The organism is Acinetobacter sp. CIP 102129, assembly GCF_000368305.1.
Classification (GTDB): Bacteria; Pseudomonadota; Gammaproteobacteria; order Pseudomonadales; family Moraxellaceae; genus Acinetobacter; species Acinetobacter parvus.
Genome location: NZ_KB849340.1, coordinates 478,723 through 498,305, shown reverse-complemented (window position 1 = coordinate 498,305; position 19,583 = coordinate 478,723). Strand labels below are relative to the sequence as shown.

The window sequence follows — 19,583 nt, the reverse complement described above, 5'->3', positions numbered from 1 at the left end:
TATGTTTAACCACTGATGATATTACTCAACAATCGTTCTAAAGGTCAGATTGATACGAGCAGTTGTTACTTTTTTAGTGGGGGGCAAACGGTGCAGCCAGTGGCTTTGTGTGGTGTCTTTCATCACCAGTAGACTGCCATGTTCCAGATACAGCTCCACCTTTTCCTTGCTTTGTTTATGTTTAAAGGCAAATTTCCGTTCCGCACCAAAGCTGAGTGATGCAATCGCGCCATTTTTCTTCAAGTCGGTTTCATCATCACTGTGCCAGGCCATTCCCTCCTCACCTGTATGGTAAAGATTCAGTAGACATGAATTAAAGCGCTCACCTGTCAACTGCTGCACCCGTTGCCTTAACTCAAGCAGTTCAACCGTCCACGGCAAGGCATATCTGTTGACATTGGAGTAGGTATATTCATAAGCCTGATCACCATACCATGCCACTTTTCTTTTGGTGGTAATCTGCCGACCAAAGATAATGGCCTGATCATTTTCCCAAGCAATGTTTTGCATCAACTTTTCAAAATAATCATCAGCGACCATTTCCTGTATGACTTTGCCATAATACTGTACCGTTCCATCATAGGGTAAATGGTTATGCCTTGGGTCAGCCTCAATATCAAACAATTGCATGTGTCTGTGCTCCCTCCCAGCCAATCATCGCTGTTTTCCTTAGGGTTCCCCATTCATAGCCACCCAAAAGACCCGTGGACTGAATCACCCGATGGCATGGAATCAGGAAAGCCACGGGATTACTGCCAATCGCTGTGCCCACCGCACGGGCTGCCTTGGCATGGTCTATATTTTGCGCAATCTGCCCATAGGTGGAAAGCCGTCCCATTGGAATCCGAAGCAGGCTTTGCCAGACTTTCAGTTGAAAATCGGTTGCTTTTAGATGCAGTTTAATTTCAGGCAGTTTTTCCCAGTCTTTTTGGAAGAAAGCCAGCGCATTAGTCTGAAATTCATCTATTTGCTCAACAAGCTGAGCTTTAGGAAACTGTAATTTCAATTGTTGCAATGCTTCCACCTGATCTTCCACAAAGCTTAATGTGCAGATGCCTTTATGTGTGGAAGCAACCAGCACCTCACCGAACAAGGTTTCAGCAAAGGAATAATGAATTATTAAATCTTGTCCGCCCTGTTTATATTCGGCTGGGGTCATGCCCTCAATCTGGATAAACAGGTCATGCAAACGACTGGTACTGGAAAGTCCTGTCTCAAAGGTCGCATCCAGCACACTGCCCTGTTGTTTTAAAATATTTTTGGCATATTCAACACTGGTGTATTGCAGGAATTTTTTAGGGCTGGTTCCCACCCAATCGGTAAACAAACGCTGGAAATGTGCTGGACTGAGATGAATATGTGCTGCCACTTCACCCAGTTGCGGCTGCTGCTGAAAATTTTGCTGGATATAGGCAATCGCTTGAGCAATACGATCATAAGTACGCTGCTGTTGCATTTCTCTATCCTCTAATTGCTGCTGTCTCTCCACACTAACAAGCTTCTTGCGCCAAGAAAATCCGAAAGATGCTATTCATTTATCAACATCCTCATTTATGATGGCAAATATCTAAAGATCAATAAAACAACAAGAGCATCAATTATGCCGTTTACCCCCTTACATTTGGGTGTGGGTGCCTGCTGTAAAGCCATCGCACCACAACGTTTTAGCTTTGTGATTTTCGCTGGCACACAAATCCTGATGGATCTGGAACCGCTATTTGGCATGATCTATGGCTGGCAATATTTACATATCATCACGCACAATCTATTGGGTGCAAGCTTAATTGGCTGTCTGGCTTTTTTGATCGGCAAGCCCATCAGTGAATGGGTGTTACGATTCATCCTAAAATATGGAGGTTGGAGAATTTCGTGGAAAACCGCCGCAGCCAGTGCCTTGATCGGAAGCTATAGCCATATTTTACTGGATGCCTTTATGCATCACGATGTGTATTTCTTTTATCCGTGGATTTTAAAAAATCCTTTATCGAATTTAATTTCTTATTCTGCTCTTTTTTATAGCTGCATTTTTATGGCAATGGTTGGCACATCCATTTGCTTATATCAGCTCAAATTTAAAAAAAAGAGGGCGTAAACACACGCCCTCCCAGGCTTTTTATAAACGACGACGCAACGCATCGGCAATAGACTCAACCAATTGTTGTGAGATTTCCTGTTTTGAGGCTTTTTCCAGTTCACGCTTATTCATGTGATAGGACTGGGCAAAGAACACCGTCATGGCGTTTTCATCAGATGCAAAACCAATATCAGGGCGCGACACATCATTACAGGCGATCATATCCAGCTTTTTCGCGACCAGTTTGCCTGCGGCATATTCCTCAACATTCTGGGTTTCAGCGGCAAAACCAACCATAAATGGACGCTGCTGTTGCTGGGCAATCGTTGCCACAATATCAGGATTTTTCACCAAGGATACCGCAAGCTCATCGCCTGCTTTCTTGATTTTATGCTCTGCAACCTGTGCCACACGATAATCAGCAACTGCCGCCGTCGCAATAAAAATATCACAACCTTCTTTAAGCTGATTCATGCTGACATCCAGCATTTGCATGGCTGAACTGACATTGATACGTTGCACACCATTTGGAGTATCCAGACTGACAGGCCCTGCCACCAGAGTCACTTTTGCCCCTGCGGCATAACAGGCTGCCGCCAAGGCAAAGCCCATTTTTCCAGTGCTGTGGTTGGAAATATAACGTACAGGATCAATCGCTTCGCGGGTCGGGCCAGCGGTAATGGTGACACGTTTACCCGCCAATAAACCAAACTTTTCTGCAATAGCACGCTGGGCTTTATGGAAATAAGCCGCCACCTGACGCGCCAAGTCCTCAGGTTCGGGCATACGCCCCAACCCGACATCACCACACGCCTGCTCACCTGCATCTGGCATAATCACATGCACACCGTCTTCTACCAGTGTTTGCAAGTTGCGCTGTGTCGCCTTGGCTGCCCACATTTGCTGGTTCATGGCAGGCGCAACCCAGACAGGTGCTTTGGTGGCTAAATATAAAGTACTCAGCAAATCGTCCGCCAAGCCATTGGCAAACTTGGCAATGCTGTCACAGCTTGCAGGCGCAACCAGAATCAAATCTGCCCAGCGTGCCAGCTCAATATGCCCCATGCCTGCTTCGGCTTCTGGGTCAAGCAGTTCAGTATGCACTGGATTACCTGAAAGGGCCTGAAAAGTAAGCGGGGTAATAAAAGCCTGTGCGCCCTGTGTCATCACCACACGGACATCAAAGCCATAATCTTTTAGACGACGAACCACAATGGCACTTTTATAAGCAGCAATGCCACCCGTAACCGCCAATATAATGTTTTTATGAGGAATAACACTAAGATCGAAGCTCACAAACAGGATACCTTGCTGTTGCAGTGGCGCTCACAATAGCATTAAATACAGTCATACCCAAGCCATGCGCTCGGAAAAACATACACTACAATAAAATGAACGTGAATATTCAGCATGAATCAATCCATAAAACAGTCCATCAAGGCATGGCCAGAACAAGAACGACCACGGGAACGCTTATTATCACAGGGGGCGCAGAGTTTATCCGATGCCGAGTTACTGGCGATTTTCCTACGCTCAGGCTCCAGACAGCACTCGGCGGTTGAGCTTGCCCGTATTCTGATCCAGCATTTTGGTGGACTCAACCCAATTTTTGATGCATCACTTGAAGAACTTTCCCAGTTTAACGGCATTGCCGATACCAAATACGCACAACTGATGGCGGTAAAGGAACTTGGACGGCGTTATCTGAATAATTACTTTCACCAGCAACGGCTTTGCCTAAATACATCTACATTGGTGCTTGACTATCTACGCTATGAACTGCAAGGTGAAAAACAGGAAGTGTTTGCGGTGCTGTGTCTGGATGCTGAGCTCAGGAAACTGCATTTTAAGAAACTGTTTTTTGGATCACAGCATAGTTGCAGTGTATCCATTAACCAGACCTTGCGTTATGTGCTTCAGCAACAGGCCTGCCAAATCGTGATTGCACATAATCATCCTTATGGCATTGCCCAGCCCTCACCCGAAGACATTTACCTCACCCAGCAACTGAAACAAGCCTGCTCTTTACTTGAAATCCAGTTGCTTGATCACTTTATTATTTCACCTGAAAACCATTTTTCCTTTTCTGAGCAACAACTACTCAAACCTGCCAGAATCAAGCAATCTGATCTTGACAAAGCCTAGAGCAAACAGGAACATCAGCAGATAAAATTAATGATTCAAACAACATGATTGTCCGTGACCAGCCAAGTATTTTTAAGGTTTTATTTTCATGGCGTGGGACGATTTTACCCAAAATTTTACCCTCTCTTGGTTTTGTCATGTTGATCTCCGCCATTATTGGTGGAATTGAATATATTGATCTATACCGCTTCCCTGAAATCCCCCTTGTCGGCTTTACCCTGATTGGTGTTGTGCTTTCTATCTTCCTTGGTTTTAAAAATACCGCATGCTATGACCGTTGGTGGGAAGCACGTAAACTTTGGGGCGTTTTGATTGCCACATCACGACACTTTGACCGCGATTGCCGAATCTTGACCCAGGCACGGCGTGAACGTGTAATTCAGCATGTGATTGTATTTGCCAATGTGTTACGCGACCGTTTACGCCATCAAACCGCCAACCCAACTGAACTGACAGAAACCAGTGGTTTAAGCCAGCAGGCGCTTAACCAGCTTTACCAGCAGCACAATGCGCCACAATATACCCTGAGCCTGATCCAGTGGGAGCTGTTACAGGCCCTGAAAGATGGGGAAATCTCCGATATTATTTATACGCAGATGAATCACCATGTCGCGGCCTTAAGTGAAATGCATACGGGTTGTGATCGGATTGCCAATACCCCAATTCCTTTTGCCTATTCAGTTTTGCTGAACCGAACCGTTTATTTCTTCTGCTTTATGTTGCCTTTTAGCCTGGGTTCTTTACTGGGTTTGGTGACACCCCTCTTGGTTGGAATTTTGGCTTATACCTTTCTAGGCCTCGATGCCTTAAGTACAGAAATTGAAGAGCCTTTCGGTACTCAGAGTAATGACCTGCCACTGGATGCAATGGTACGTACCATTGAAATTGAATTATTGAGTACCTTAGGCCGTCCAACACCACCACCAATTCAGGCGAATAATCATAATTTATTGTAAATTATGATTTTTTCACTTATGTGGTCAATATAAAAAGTGTCGATATAACAATATTCAAAAGTTGAAATCGGCACTTCTCAAACAGAGACACGATTGTGCATTTGGCTTAAACAACAAAATTTTCAAATACCACTGGATGAAAACCAACTTAAGCTGATGGAAACAATTTTCTTCACCAAGCTTTTAATGTTCTCACAAAAGCAATACCTGACCATTAAGAACCAGCAGACTCAAGATATTATTTGGCAGTCGTAGTATAGAACAATGGAAATCCATGAGGCATCCAATGCGCTCTCCATAACAGAATCATGAAGAATATAATTGATCAAAAATATTTCTAACTTTTTCATTCCATTATCATCTAAAACTTTCCCACACCCCTTTTTGTCCATCAGCAACTTTTGGGGTATTACCAAGCTTAATCCACGGCATGTTGTCTCCATGAAAATCGCTGCCAATTGAAACCGCTAAACCATATTCCTGAATCATCCGATCCACCATGTGTCGCGTAGAAAGCGCTTCACTACTGGCAGGAAGCTCAACCGCATCACCACCAAACTCAGCAAATAACTGAATCAAATAACGGATATTGGTTGCAGACAAATCATAACGGGTCGGATGTGCCAAGACTGCAAAGCCCTGGCTGGCATGAATCACATCAATGGTCTCTTTTAAACCTACCCCATCAAATTTGACAAAAGCCTTTTTGCCCTCTTTCAGGAAACGGTCAAATGCCTGTTGAGGACGAGCGACAACATTTTTTTCAACCAGAGTCTTGGCAATATGGGTTCGCGTCACCCGATCTGCCTGACCATCCACTTTTGCCAATATATCTGGATAAATATCAAAACCGATACATTTTTCCAATAACTCACAAATCAGTTTTGCCCGCTCAGCCCGCACTTTTTTCTGGTTTTCCAGCATTACCTTGATCGGAACTTCATCCAGCATATTCAATGCAACGATATGCACTCCATAACTCTTTTTAGTGCTGGGACGTGACCACTGACTGGAAATTTCCACACCAGAAATAATTTGAATATCATGCTGTTGAGCATAATCTGTCGCCCTTGCCACACCGTCCATCGTGTCATGATCTGTCACGGCAAGCATCTTTATTTTTAAGTCAACCGCAGCCTGTACCAATTGTTCAGGAGACAAGGTACCGTCTGAAATGAAACTATGCGTATGTAAATCGACACCGAACATGCTTTGTATTATGCTATCTGACCTATTTCACCACTGTACTGTAACATGAAAGCGTTGCTCGACTACCTCCCGCTGATTATCTTCTTTTATTTTTATAAAACCACCGACCCCAAAGATAGTCACCATCCATTACTGGAGCTTGTGGGCAGTGCAGGAAATACTGATCAAAACCATATTCTGGTTGCGACCTGTGCGCTACTGATCTCGACCCTTGTGGTCTATGGTTGCCTGTTCTTTTTCCAGAAGTTCAAACTGGAAAAAATGCAGTGGTTTATCGTTGTCATGTCAGTGGTTTTTGGTGGAATTACACTGGCATTCAGTGATGTGACCTATATCAAAATGAAAGCGGTCATTATCAATATCGGGATTGGAATAGGTTTTCTGGTTACGCCCCTGTTTAACAAAGAACGTGAACCGATTATTAAAAAACTTTTGGGTTCGTTGCTTGAACTGACACCAAAAGGCTGGATGCGTCTAAACTGGGCATGGTGTGGGCAGTTCTTCTTGTTGGCGTCACTGCATTTCTTCTTTGGCTTTGTATTTATGCAGGGAAAATACTGGGGCGAATTCACGGCTTTCGGCGATATTATCGTTTCTATCAGTTACCTTGCTGTTATACTGATTTGCTTAAGAAAGCATTTTAAAGCCACTGACTAACCTGAATCATTTGAGCGACTACTATGCCATATTTTGTGCTGACCTGTACTGATCACGAAGGTACCTTAGAAAAACGTTTAGCAATTCGCCCCCAGCATGTAGAGCGTCTACAAAAGCTGGATGATGAGGGTCGCTTAATTGCTGCGGGTGCGCATCCAAAAGACCCGAATGATCCACAGGCTGGATTTTTAGGCAGCACCATCATTGTTGAATTTGAGATTCGTGAGGCAGTGGATGCATGGATTCAGGAAGAGCCATTTTTAAAAGAAGGGATTTACGCAAAGATTGAAGTAAAACCTTTCAACAAAGCTTTTCCAAAAGGGTAAATCATGCAAGTTGCCGTTAAAAGTCTATTCGCTTTTTGTTTATTCAGCTCAAGCGTATGGGCCGTTGAACCTCCATCTCCCACACCAGCAGTACAACCGAAATCATCTGTTACAGCCACTGCTACAAATGTGACTGGCACGGCAGCAAAGCCTTTAACGGCTGAACAAATTGCCAAGGCAAAACAGCAACAAGAAGCCAAAGTCAAAGCATTGGTTCAAGATCAAGCCAATCGCCTAAAACAACTTGAAAATGCCAATCTTGAAGCGCTCTCGCAAAATCAAGAATTACAACTCAAAAATGACAATCTTACTGTTCAGGTGCAGGTTCTACAAAGTGAACGCAGTGCCCAAATGTTCCTTTATGGCGCGATGACCATTGCGGTCGGTGTCATTCTAGGTTTCTTTATTGCCAGTTATGTTCACACTAAACGCCGCCGTCAGTGGTAAAACACGATTTCTTTATTTATGTCTCACTCATCAAAATTGCAAACTGCTGAATTAGACTGGGAAATAGTCGATGACATCGAAATTCCTATTTCTAAGCAATTCGGTGATGTTTACTTCTCTAAAGACAATGGTTTGCTTGAAACCCGACATGTATTTTTAAATGGCAATGATTTAACCGAACGCCTTTCTCAATTACATGATTATCAATATTTTTGTGTAGGTGAAACTGGTTTTGGTACAGGACTCAATATTTTGACCCTGTGGCAACTCTGGCAACAAGTTCGCTTAGATAATCACAGCCATTTACATGTTGTCAGCGTTGAAAAATTTCCATTAAATAAAGCTGATTTGATCCGTGCACTGAATGTTTGGACTGAACTCAAACCTTTAGCAGAAAAACTGATTCAGCAATATCCCTTGCCAATTGCAGGTTGTCATCGCTTAAGTTTTCCTGAAGAACGTTTTAGTATTGATTTATGGCTAGGTGATGCTCAGGATATTTTTCCAACGATTCCCAAAACCCAAACAGTGAATGCATGGTTTTTGGACGGTTTTGCCCCATCTTGTAATCCAGATATGTGGCAAGCAAATGTCTTAGATCATATGGTGCGTTTATCTGATTTTGGAACAACTTTCGCATCCTTTAGTGTCGCAGGCATAATCAAACGTGGGCTTAAACAACACGGCATCCAAATCAGCCGTCCACGAGGTTTTGGTCATAAACGAGAAATGCTCAAGGCGATTTGGCTAGATACCTCCCAAACTGAAACCCAGTCGCAAGATTCAGAAACAACTATTGCAGCTCCACCAAAGTCCGAAACATCAAAGCAACGTAAAATCGCCATCATTGGCGCAGGAATCGCAGGTTTAAGCTCAGCGTGGGCATTTGCTCAACGAGGACATCAAGTTACGATCTACGAGCAAAATGAGCCGCTTTCAGGTGCATCTGGCAATCCACTGGCGTTGCTCAATCCAAAACTATGCCCAATTGAACAGGCGCATGAACACTTGATGACCTTGAGTTGGCAACATGCCTTGAATTTTTATCCACAATTCAAGGCTTTTAGACCGATTCAAATACAGCAGATTGCCTTAAAAAATGCGGATGAATTATCAGGTCTAGTTGAGCAATATCCTGAAAACGTTTTAACTGCAAATACAACGCTTGAATGCTTTCCTGAAACAGAGTTTCCAAGCCTCACTTTACATCAGGCAGGTGCAGTTTCCCCTCATCAGTTACGTGATGAGATTTTACAACATGCTAATATTCGAATAGAAAAAGTAAAAATTTCTCGATTAGAGTCGACTGATAGCCAAGTTACACTCTGGCAAGACCAACAAATAATTGCCATAACGGATCATGCGATTGTCTGTTGTGCTAAACAAAGTGCTGAGTTATTTGAAAATTATCCTGTCTTAAAGCCAATTCGAGGACAAGTCAGCTGGGTTGAGAATAGCCAGCGGCCTTTAGCACTGGATCAGGCTTATAGTTATGGCGGCTATTGCATGCAACTGGATACTGCTCAATTGATTCTAGGCGCATCTTTTTATCCTAATCGGGATGATGCAGAAGTGCTAACAGAAGACCATGTGCATAACTACGAACTTATCCACAATGTCTTTCCAAAATATGCGCAAGGACTTCCCTCTGTAGATACTTGGCAAGGTCGAGCATCTGTGCGGGCACAAAGTTTGGATTATCTCCCCTTAGTTGGGAAAATACAAAATCTTGGTCAAATCTATACTTTTGCTGGTTTAGGATCGAAAGGTTTCTTATTTGCGCCATTATGTAGTGAAATCTTGGCAGCATTAATTTTAGGTGAACTTTGCCCAGTTCCTCAAAGTTTATTGGATAAATTAAATCCTCAAAGATTTGAAAAGAAATTAAAAGCTAAAAAACCTTATTATTCTGGGTAAATTGTTATTTTAGTTGTTCATTCTTTAAATTTGCCAAAATACCCAAGTATTTTGGCAAATTTAACTGATCTATGCGCCCTGTTCTAAAGCTAAGCCAGCATCACGTGCCGCACGTGTACCGCCCATCAATACAACATATTCACGAGAATCATCTAAACCGTCTAAAAGCTCTGCTGCGCGTGGTGCTTTACTACCACCACCACATAGAATATAAATCGGCTGATCCGCTGCAACCTGAGTCAAACTATCCGCAGTTAATTCAGCAATTGGACGATTCAACGCCCCTTTGACGTGTGCCTCTGCATAAGCTTTGGCATCTCGGACATCCCAAATGACTGCGCCTTCTGGGAACTCAAATGTTGTAATTTCTTGTTTACGGATCATTGTGCACTCCTTTGATGTAAACAACACTTGGCAAATGAAGAAAACACCCTTAGCATCTCAAATATTCTTTCCCTTTGTAAAGGTCTAACCATGCCTTCTTTTGATATTGTTTCTGAATTAGAGTTATTTGAAGTCAATCATGCTGTACAAAATACAGAAAAAGAGATTGCAACACGTTTTGACTTTCGTGGACAAGACGTTTCAATTGAGTTAAATGAAAAAAATAAAGAAATCAAAATCTCAACTGAAAGTGACTTCCAATGTGAACAAGTCTATACCATGCTTGAAAATCACTTCTATAAACGTAAGATTGATGTACAAGCTTTAGATCCACAAAAAGCGACTGCTTCTGGTAAAAATGTGGTCCAAGTGATCAAGCTGAAAGATGGACTTGACTCAGATACCGCAAAAAAAATTAATAAAGCCATTAAAGAAAGTGGCATCAAGGTGCAATCTTCTATCCAAGGAGACAAAATCCGTGTCACTGATAAAAAGCGTGATACTTTGCAACAGGTCATGAACTTTTTACGTGAACAGCAATTTGGTCTACCGCTTCAATTTAATAATTTCAAAGACTAAGCAATAGGTTCACTATGGCAAAAGATAACCGTCTTTATACGCTGGTTAAAACCACTTCTAAATTTCCAAAAGGTATTCGCAGTACATTATGGAGCAAAGCCTTTGGACGAGTTGTTCCAATGGTGGGCACTGCAAACATTCGCTATTTGGAAGTCGATAAAGACCATGTCACTGTGCGCATTGAAAACCAACGTAATATGCAAAATCATATTAAAGGGGTTCACGCAGCAGCAATGGCCTTACTCGCTGAAACGGCAACGGGTTTCCTAACAGGTCTACATATTCCTGATGATCGGATTTTGTTGATCAAATCACTGCACGTAGACTATTTAAAGGTTGCACAGGGTGGTTTAACGGCAAACGCAACATTATCAGCCGATCAACAAAAGTTTATCGCTGACAATGAAAAAGGCGAGTTATTGATTCCTGTGACCGTTATTGATGATTCTGGTAACGAGCCGATCCAATGCCAAATGCTTTGGGCATGGTTACCAAAACGTAAAAAATAATCTTAGATTTTAAAATAAAGCCCAATTCAATTTGGGCTTTATTGTTTTATCAGCTTGCTAAAAAATCTTGCTTAATTTGTTCTGAGATTTGTCGTTTATTACCATTCACATCCACAGCAACAAATGTAAAAACACCTTGAGTAATTCGAATCGGTTCACGTGAATTGTCGTGACTATTCCATACCTCGATTTGCACCTGTACGGAAGTATTGCCGACTTTCAAAATTTTAGTATAGCAACTAATCACATTTCCAACCTTAACAGGCACAAGGAAAGTCATTTCATTAATCGCAATGGTTGCACATCGTCCCTTACTCAAACGTTCAACATGAATCGCTCCTGCGAGATCCATCTGTGAAACAATCCATCCTCCAAAAACATCACCACTCCAGTTTGTATCTGCTGGCATAGCAATATTCTGCAAGGATAAAACCCCTTCTGGATGATTTGAACGTTCAGTCATGTTAATGTCCTTGATGGTGCTGTAATTGCTGATTTAACCATTGCTGAAGTTCTGGTGCTCTTAATGCACCACTTATTCTGGCCAATTCAGTCGTCTTATTCATTAAGACCAAAGTCGGAATACTGCGAACATTAAATGCAGCACTTAAACGTGGATTTGCCTCGGTATCAATCTTGGCAAAAACCACATACGGATTTTGCTTTGCCGCCTGGGCAAAATGGGGAGCCATCATCTTACAAGGTCCACACCACTCTGCCCATAAATCGATCAGCACAGGTAAATCAGTATTGGCAATAAACTGACTAAAGTTTTGTTCATTGAGTTCAATTGGCGCTAAAGTTAGCAATGGCTGATGGCATTGCCCACAGTTTGGATGAACGGCCAATTTTTCTTCAGGTACACGATTTTTTGCACCACAGGATGCACAGACAATAATCATTTACATCACTCCGATATGTTGATGTAAAAATTCTAATTGGGTTGTGACTGCTTTTTCAAACCATGAACCGTGATAAACCTCAAAATGTTTCATATCCCACTCATGATAGCTTACAAATGGTGCAATATTGGTCGCAGCTTCACGACTGGATGCAATTGGAATCAAAGAATCATGTTTCGCAGCAATAAACAAAACAGGAATATTAATTTTGCGTACAAATTGAATTGGACGATAGCGCATTAAATTAAAAAATACACGTGCAGGAACTTCACCACTCCAATAATAGTCAGGATTTACAATCGAATGATAACCATAATAACTATCGGAGGTCGGTAAAAAGCATAGTTTATGCTGATCTACAACTGGCAAAGTTTTAGGGTCTAAACCCATCTTAGACCCCATGTAATCCTGACTAGAACGCTTTAAAGCCTCTGGATAACGTTGTAATGGGTATAATTTTGCTGTTTCAGCGCCATCTACATAAGGTACTTGTACCATCACGGCCTGAATATTTTTAAGGTCAGTGGCTAAACTAAGCGCATATCCACCGCTTAGAGAAGTTCCCCATAAAATAATACGTCGACTATCAATTAATTTACAATTCGAAGCATATTGAACAATGGTTTTCCAATCATCCAGTTGAGCACTAAGTGAAACCAATTCCCGTGGTTTCCCTGTACTGCCACCCCAATAACGATAGTCAAACAGGATAACGGCATAACCTGCCTGAGCGAAACGTTGTGCATACTGAACCAGTTTGAATTGACGCAAACCCGCAAATCCATGCGCCATAAGAATGACGGCAGGTTTAATATTGGTCTTTGGTAGGTAGAAATCTGCTGCTATGGTTTCTTCGCCACTAGGAACATACAACGGCTCAACTGTATAGGTGTGCATGCGCGCTCCAATGCTTTATCTTATGACTTATCATGATTTATTTACTATAGACATTTAAACTCAAGATCAAGCTTAATGCTATGATAGAGCATAAAATGTTTTGTTTGTTTTTGGAGTGACAAGATGTCAGAGAATGTTGGTTTTGCGGGTCAAATCGGCCCTGAACACGTAGAACAAGTGGTTGAAAAAGGATTCAAATCCATAATCAATAATCGCCCTGATTTGGAGGGCGGTCCTGAACAACCAACCAGCGCACAGATTGAAGAATCAGCACGTAACGCAGGTTTGGATTATGTTTACCAACCAGTTGTTGCAGGTCAGATTACCGAGTTGGATGTTCGCACATTTGCAAACCATTATAATGAATTACCCAAGCCAATCCTGATGTTCTGCCGTACTGGGAATCGTTCTAACAATCTGTATCAGTTAGCCAAGCAAATGGATTTGTTGGAGGATTAATAAAAAATCTTCAAATAAAAATGGAAGCTCGAAAGCTTCCATTTTTTCATTCAGGCATTATGGACAAGTGAATGATGTACCATAAGGACTAACTTCATTTGGTGAATATGTACCATCACTAGAATAATCACTTGCTAGTGAAGCTAGACCTAAACTATAAGTCGTACGATTTGGTAATGATGCAACAGTTGCTGATGCTCCTACCTGCACTGTTAACCACTGTGCATAGATTTTTGGATAACGCATGGCAAAGTCAAACTTACCATTAGCATCAGTGGTAAATGTATTTTGCTCGGCACCAGACTGGCTCACAAACGTCACCACTTTCACAGGCGTATTATTCGCTCCCACAGCCGTACCTGCTGGGTCTGCTGCACATGCATGGACATTATTTGATGCTGGATTGAGCAGAACATCATCTGTTAAATCAGTTACTGTACCATTACTATTCACTGGTCGACCAAAAGAATCCAGATAAATATTACTTACAATCACATCATCCGTTGTATCAGACGGTGTATAGTTATTATGTCTTCTTACTCCAGCATTTGTATAGATATTTGCAGTATCCTGCGTAATAGCTCCATCATAGTATGGCTGCCCTGCAAACACCCATTTCTGTGCTGGATCAGAACCAGCTTTCGGAGCCAATGCCCATAAGTTCCGTCCTTTGATATACGTCAGTGGTGTAGAATCTAAAGTGACGACTTGATTAGCTAATGGCTTACCATCAAAATCAACCACACTCACAGACATATTCTTGGTGTAATAAACTCCATCACTTGAAGATGCGACTTCTGTTGGATTGACACCAATTACAATTGAAGCAACAGGTGCTTGTACTGCAGCCTGTACGATATCAATCATTGAGATTTGTGTGGCATCGGCATAGCCTGTTTCACTAAAGCGTGCTGTCAAATGCAAATCATCATTAACGAATTCGGTAGCTGTATAATTTCGGCGTGCATTTTCATCTACCTTGATTTTAAACACAGCCTGACCATTCGCATCAGTGGTTAAACCTGAAGCACCAACAATAACAGCACCATTGCGAGCAAAATCAGTAAGACCTAGCGTAATATATTTTCCAGAAACACCACCACCATTCGTATCAAGTAAAGTCACAGTAACATCTGCTGTGTCATCACGTACACTCATGGTTGGTTTTGCTGCAATACGTAAAGAATATCGAGCAGGTTGTACTGTTGTTGTACCTGAATTATCAACTGTTGCAATACGATAAATTTGAGTGGCTTTTTCACCAATTTCATCCGTATTCGTTGCTGTTAACTCAATACCACTTGCCAATAATAAGTCTTTATCTACAGTTGCTCCATTAATAGCAACAGAGAAGAAAGCATTACCATTTGAATCCGTTTTGACTGTTACTGGCCCACCACTTGTATTGACTGGACCACTAGAACCAGGATTACCAATAGTTAATCCACCTGCATTATTTGCTGCAAGTGTGACTTCCTGATTGCGTACAGGTTGATTAGCTCGATCCAACAACGTCACCGTCACAATTGAACGATCACCATTCACATCCATGGCTGACTTACTGACATTACTAAATACAAGATGGTAATTACTGCTTGGCTGATTCACATTAAAATGAACTGTTTGGGTACGAACAACCCCATTCGGTAAAGTAATTGAAGCACGAACATCTACACCATTTGCCAATAAGTCCGTATATTGCTTGCCTGTAATTTTAGTTAATTTCAGGGTGACTTTTGCATTACCACTTGTGTCAGTTGTAATAACAGCCGTTTCTTGACCATTGATCGTCACACCATTTAATGCAGAATCAATCACATTAAATGTTACAGGATAACTCTTAATCCCTGTTGCCGTATTATCAACTAATTTAGCAAACACTTCAGAAGTATCGCCACTTGCCAATAAATCATCTTTTGATGTATTCATGCTTAGGTTCATTGCTTCTGTTGGCACAGAAACATTCACTCTACCAACTTGAGTAACAACAGGCTGCGTCGTACTGTTATTGTTATAGGTTGAAACAGCATAAGTAATACCTTTTTCAACTAACAGTTGATCAATGCTATCACCATTCTCTACCGTCACAGTAAAATAAGCGATACCATTTACATTGGTTGTCGCACTGGTCTTATCCACTTTGACTCGTGAACTTAAACCTGCCGCCAAACCAAAATTAATTTCTTTATTTGCCAAAGGATTGCCATTCGCATCTTCAGCCTTAACAGCTACAATGCTTGTACCACCTAAAACTGAAATTACTGGCTCTGACAATGTTGTGGTTAATGCTACAACATCTTTTGCAACTGGAGCTTTCACCATCACCTGCATGGTTTGGCTCAGTACAGAACCATCAGCTTGTACAACAGATGCAGCAAGTGTAATACCATTAGCAACCAAATTTTCAATCATTTGATCATTGCCAGCTTTTACGTTTACTGTAAAGGTTGCATTGCCATTTACATCTGTCTTTTTACTTGCACCACCCACAAAGGTTACACCATTTGCAGTCGCTGCAGCATTTAAACCAAAGCCGACTAATTTATCCTTGAGTGGGTTACCATCTTTATCAAATACTTTCGTGGTAAAGGTGAAAGTATCATTATCAGCAGTAACAATACCTTTTGAAGTCACCAGTTCTACACGTTGTGCATCTTTAGCAACTTCTGCTTCATCTGCTACAAACTGTAACACCGTATTTTGTGTCACATTTGTACCTGCATCATGAGTATAAGTTGCCGTTGCCTGCACACCTGCCAATAAACCTTTAATTTGTTCAGCACTTAAGTTTGCTGGAGCAGTATAAGTTACAGTAAAGTTTACTGAACCATCAGCTCCTGTTGTTTGATTTGTTGGGGTGACGTTAATCGTCAAACCTGCTGGAACATTATTTAAAGCAAGTTTAATTAACTTACCTGCAAGCGCCTTGCCCTTGTTATTAAAGGCTTTTACTATAAGAGTTGTTGTGCCACCTGTTGTCTTAATTGCACCATTTACATTATCCAGTGTTAAATAACTGAGTTCTGATAATGTAGCAGCAGAGCTTACATTGATTTGGGTTGTTTGTGTAAATGTACCAGAACCATCACCCTGCGTAGCTGACGCACTAATACCAATGCCTGATGCAGCCAAAGTATCTACTGCTTCTTTCGTCGTAGTTTTAACTTCTAAGACAACAACAGCCTGACCATTTGCATCTGTTTCAACAACGGTTGATCCACCAATAACATCTTTAAAATTAACGCTATTTCTAATGATGTTATTATCAACACCCCAGTTATCAATCGCTAAAGTTACTTGGCGACCTTTAATCAAATTACCATTTTTGTCTTTTAAAGTGACTGTGGTCAAAACTGTTTGAGGTGTGCTGGTATCCATTACCAAGCTAGGTTTTTCAACCACCAAGTCCATACGCTGAATATTGACTTGATCAATCGCAAATTGTTGCGTCATGTTTTGCGTTGTATTAATACCTTTATTATTGGTATACGTTGCAATCACTTGAACCCCTGACAATAAGCCCTGGATCTGTTCAGGTGTTAAAACTTTTGCTGCATTATAAGTCACCGTAAATGTTGCTTCACCATTGCCATTTGTTGGTTTGCTTGCCATATCAAGTTTAATATCTAAACCTGTTGGCACATTATTAAGGCCTAACTGAATCGTTTTACCACTTAAAGCTGTACCTGTACTATTAAACGCTTTAACGATAATGGTTGAAGTACCGCCAGTTGTCGCAATCAGTCCAGAACTGTTCACAGTCATATAACCAACTGCTTCAGAGCTAATGCTTACTTTGGTATTTTGTGTAACTGTCCCACTACCATCAGATTGTACTGCGGAAGCAGTGATACCAATTCCCGATGCCATTAAGGCATTCACTGCATTTTCAGTTGTTGGATTGACATTTAAATCAATAATCGCCTGACCGTTGGCATTCGTTGAAACTACAACAAGGCCACCTGTCGCACCTGCGAAGCTCACGCCATTTTGGACAGCTTCTGCATTCAACGCCAAGGTCACTTGACGATTCTTGATCACCTGACCATTTTGGTCTTTGAGCGTAACCGTAGTTTTAACCGTTTGTGCAGCTGTAGTATTCACAACCAATGCGGCTTTATCAACCACCAAGTCCATACGCTGGATATTTGCCTGATCAACGTAGAACTGCAACATGGTGCTCTGTGTGATATTTTTGTTGGTGCTGGTGGTATAGACCGCATTGGCTTGAATACCAGCCAGCAATGCCTTGATCTGTTCAGCTGTTAAATTAGTTGGTGCAGTATAAGTCACGATAAACTGTGCTGTACCATCCAGAGCAGTTGTTTGAGTTGCAGTATCAACTTTAACATCCAAACCAACTGGCACGTTATTCAGACTTAACTTAACCGCTTTACCACCTAGTGCCTTACCATCACTATTCAATGTTTTAACAGTAATTGTTGATGTACCACCTGCGGTACCAATCGCATTGTTACTTTCAGTAATTAGGGACGCCACTTCATTTTGAGATGCTTCTGACAAAATATTGACTTTAACATTTTGGGTGATGGTACCACTGCCATCTGCCTGAATGGCTGATGCACCAATACCAATTCCTGATGCAACCAGAGCATCCACTGCCGCTTGAGAGGTTGGATTGATACTTAAAATAATTTCCGCTTGACCATTTGCATCAGTTGAAACCGCAATTAAACCACCAGCAGCAGCGAAGCTCACGCCATTTTGGACAGCTTCTGCATTCAGGGCCAAGGTCACTTGACGGTTTTTAATGGCCTGACCATCGCGATCTTTCAAGGTGACTGTGGTTTTAACGGTTTGTGCCGCTGTGGTATTCATCACTAAAGCTGATTTATCAACCACCAAGTCCATACGTTGAATATTGACTTGATCCGCATAGAACTGGATGACGGTATTTTGTGTAATTGCCTTATTTGCGCTAGTCGTGTAGGTTGCACTTGCCTGAATACCAGCCAGCAACGCCTTGATCTGTTCAGGGGTTAAACTGGTAGAGGCATTATAAGTCACATTAAATTTAGCACTACCTGTTGCATCTGTTGTTTGGCTGGCTTGATCAACTTGAATATTGACACCTGCTGGTACATTATTCAGGCTTAATTTAACCGCTTTACCACTCAGTGCTTTATTGTCTGCACTAAAGGCTTTCACCGTAATAATCGATGAACCACCTGTTGTGGCAATCGTGTTATTACTCTCAGAGGTTAAATAACCCACTTCATTTTGAGATGCCTCAGATAACACATTGATTTTTAAGCTTTGCGTCACTGTGCCTGAACCATCACCTTGTACTGCCGCAGCACGGATACCGATCCCCGAGGCAACAAGCGCATCAACTGCTTTCTGAGTATCTGGATGAACTTCCAGTGTCACCACTGCCTGACCATTGGCATCTGTTGAAACAACAGTTGAACCACCAATCACGCCTTTAAAATTCACACTTGTAAATAGGATGTTGTTATCTGTACCTAGATCATCCAGTGATACTGTCACTTGACGGTTTTTAATCAGATTACCATCTTTATCTTTTAAGGTGACGGTTGTTAATAACTCCTGTGATGTCGTAGTGTTTACGACTAAAGCCAAGCCTTTTTCAACCACCAAGTCCATACGCTGAATATTCACTTGATCAGCATAGAACTGTAGCATAGTACTCTGAGTAGTATTCTTGCCTGCACTATTGGTATACGTTGCAAGGGCTTGAATGCCTGCTAATAATGCCTTGATCTGTTCAGGTGTTAAAACTGTTGGTGCCGTATAGGTCACGTTAAACTGAGCTGTACCATCCGCAGCCGTTGTTTTCGTTGCGGCATCAACCTTAACATCCAGACCTGCTGGGACATTGTTTAGGTTCAATTTAACTGTTTTACCGCCTAAGGCTGTGCCATCACTATTAAAAGCTTTAACGGTAATGGTTGACGTTCCGCCTGTTGTGGCAATTGTACGGTCACTATCACTAGTCAAATATGCAACTTCACCTTGTGTGGCCGCAGATAAAATATTGACTTTAATATTTTGGGTGATGGTACCACTGCCATCCGCCTGAATGGCTGATGCGCCAATACCAATTCCTGATGCAACCAGAGCATCCACTGCCGCTTGAG

The 19,583-nt window shown here is 41.8% G+C and carries 19 protein-coding genes; 10 read left to right on the top strand and 9 right to left on the bottom strand.

The genetic code is table 11. The features are described 5' to 3' along the window. Window positions 1–21: 21 nt before the first annotated feature. Entirely contained in the window at window positions 22–630 is a 609-nt protein-coding gene (locus tag F973_RS06505; protein ID WP_004760750.1) for an alpha-ketoglutarate-dependent dioxygenase AlkB family protein, read from the bottom strand. Then, window positions 617–1,456, bottom strand: coding sequence for a bifunctional transcriptional activator/DNA repair enzyme AdaA (locus tag F973_RS06500; RefSeq protein ID WP_004760749.1), 840 nt, complete (start codon window positions 1,454–1,456; stop codon window positions 617–619). Before F973_RS06500 ends, F973_RS06505 begins: the two co-directional genes overlap by 14 nt. Before the next feature lie 144 nt (window positions 1,457–1,600). On the opposite strand from F973_RS06500, the gene F973_RS06495 reads away from it, so the two are divergent. After that, window positions 1,601–2,092, top strand: coding sequence for a phospholipase C/P1 nuclease family protein (locus F973_RS06495; RefSeq protein WP_004760747.1), 492 nt, complete (start codon window positions 1,601–1,603; stop codon window positions 2,090–2,092). Between the two features lie 21 nt (window positions 2,093–2,113). Here the strand turns inward: F973_RS06495 and coaBC are convergent, their stop codons facing one another. After that, window positions 2,114–3,370 carry a bifunctional phosphopantothenoylcysteine decarboxylase/phosphopantothenate--cysteine ligase CoaBC gene (coaBC, locus tag F973_RS06490; RefSeq protein ID WP_004760746.1) on the bottom strand — a complete coding sequence of 419 codons (1,257 nt, stop codon included), beginning with the start codon at window positions 3,368–3,370 and terminating at the stop codon, window positions 2,114–2,116. A gap of 114 nt (window positions 3,371–3,484) precedes the next feature. Here coaBC and radC point away from each other — a divergent pair, with 114 nt between their 5' ends. Then, window positions 3,485–4,219 (top strand): RadC family protein, encoded by a 735-nt coding sequence (gene radC / locus F973_RS06485; protein ID WP_004760744.1) that lies wholly within the window; start codon window positions 3,485–3,487, stop codon window positions 4,217–4,219. Between the two features lie 44 nt (window positions 4,220–4,263). Then, entirely contained in the window at window positions 4,264–5,175 is a 912-nt protein-coding gene (locus F973_RS06480) for a bestrophin family protein (RefSeq protein WP_004760743.1), read from the top strand. Between the two features lie 357 nt (window positions 5,176–5,532). On the opposite strand, the gene F973_RS06475 is transcribed toward F973_RS06480, so the two are convergent. Next, a complete protein-coding gene (locus F973_RS06475) occupies window positions 5,533–6,384 on the bottom strand; it encodes a PHP domain-containing protein (RefSeq protein ID WP_004760741.1) in 852 nt (283 codons plus the stop codon). Window positions 6,385–6,429: 45 nt separating this feature from the next. On the opposite strand from F973_RS06475, the gene F973_RS06470 reads away from it, so the two are divergent. The 4 genes from F973_RS06470 to mnmC are packed head-to-tail and all read left to right on the top strand — an operon-like array spanning window position 6,430 to window position 9,731. Further along, window positions 6,430–7,041 carry a septation protein IspZ gene (locus F973_RS06470; protein WP_004678451.1) on the top strand — a complete coding sequence of 204 codons (612 nt, stop codon included), beginning with the start codon at window positions 6,430–6,432 and terminating at the stop codon, window positions 7,039–7,041. 23 nt (window positions 7,042–7,064) lie between these two features. Further along, window positions 7,065–7,367 (top strand): YciI family protein, encoded by a 303-nt coding sequence (locus tag F973_RS06465; protein WP_004760740.1) that lies wholly within the window; start codon window positions 7,065–7,067, stop codon window positions 7,365–7,367. 3 nt (window positions 7,368–7,370) lie between these two features. Then, complete coding sequence (locus tag F973_RS06460) at window positions 7,371–7,814, top strand: SH3 domain-containing protein (protein WP_004760738.1); 444 nt, start codon at window positions 7,371–7,373, stop codon at window positions 7,812–7,814. A gap of 18 nt (window positions 7,815–7,832) precedes the next feature. Continuing rightward, the gene (mnmC, locus tag F973_RS06455; RefSeq protein ID WP_004760737.1) at window positions 7,833–9,731 is read left to right on the top strand and encodes a bifunctional tRNA (5-methylaminomethyl-2-thiouridine)(34)-methyltransferase MnmC2/FAD-dependent 5-carboxymethylaminomethyl-2-thiouridine(34) oxidoreductase MnmC1; all 1,899 of its coding nucleotides are present in this window, start codon (window positions 7,833–7,835) and stop codon (window positions 9,729–9,731) included. 69 nt (window positions 9,732–9,800) lie between these two features. Here mnmC and F973_RS06450 read toward each other — a convergent pair whose 3' ends face one another. Further along, on the bottom strand, window positions 9,801–10,115 hold the full coding sequence (locus F973_RS06450) for a rhodanese-like domain-containing protein (RefSeq protein ID WP_004678456.1): 315 nt from the start codon (window positions 10,113–10,115) through the stop codon (window positions 9,801–9,803). 90 nt (window positions 10,116–10,205) lie between these two features. On the opposite strand from F973_RS06450, the gene F973_RS06445 reads away from it, so the two are divergent. After that, window positions 10,206–10,694 carry a YajQ family cyclic di-GMP-binding protein gene (locus F973_RS06445; protein WP_004756136.1) on the top strand — a complete coding sequence of 163 codons (489 nt, stop codon included), beginning with the start codon at window positions 10,206–10,208 and terminating at the stop codon, window positions 10,692–10,694. A 14-nt stretch (window positions 10,695–10,708) separates the two neighbouring features. Then, window positions 10,709–11,203, top strand: coding sequence for a DUF4442 domain-containing protein (locus F973_RS06440; protein ID WP_004678458.1), 495 nt, complete (start codon window positions 10,709–10,711; stop codon window positions 11,201–11,203). A gap of 49 nt (window positions 11,204–11,252) precedes the next feature. On the opposite strand, the gene F973_RS06435 is transcribed toward F973_RS06440, so the two are convergent. From F973_RS06435 to F973_RS06425, 3 genes are read right to left on the bottom strand one after another with little or no spacing between them, the layout of a single operon-like run. Further along, complete coding sequence (locus tag F973_RS06435; RefSeq protein WP_004678459.1) at window positions 11,253–11,666, bottom strand: acyl-CoA thioesterase; 414 nt, start codon at window positions 11,664–11,666, stop codon at window positions 11,253–11,255. A gap of 1 nt (window position 11,667) precedes the next feature. Then, window positions 11,668–12,105 carry a thioredoxin TrxC gene (gene trxC / locus F973_RS06430; RefSeq protein ID WP_004760736.1) on the bottom strand — a complete coding sequence of 146 codons (438 nt, stop codon included), beginning with the start codon at window positions 12,103–12,105 and terminating at the stop codon, window positions 11,668–11,670. Continuing rightward, window positions 12,106–13,002, bottom strand: coding sequence for an alpha/beta hydrolase (locus F973_RS06425; protein ID WP_004678462.1), 897 nt, complete (start codon window positions 13,000–13,002; stop codon window positions 12,106–12,108). A gap of 123 nt (window positions 13,003–13,125) precedes the next feature. On the opposite strand from F973_RS06425, the gene F973_RS06420 reads away from it, so the two are divergent. Beyond that, window positions 13,126–13,461: a protein tyrosine phosphatase family protein gene (locus F973_RS06420; protein WP_004760735.1), complete on the top strand. Its 336-nt coding sequence runs from the start codon at window positions 13,126–13,128 to the stop codon at window positions 13,459–13,461. A gap of 57 nt (window positions 13,462–13,518) precedes the next feature. Here F973_RS06420 and F973_RS15035 read toward each other — a convergent pair. Further along, the coding region (locus F973_RS15035; RefSeq protein ID WP_004760734.1) for a beta strand repeat-containing protein at window positions 13,519–19,583 on the bottom strand (6,065 nt) is incomplete at its 5' end.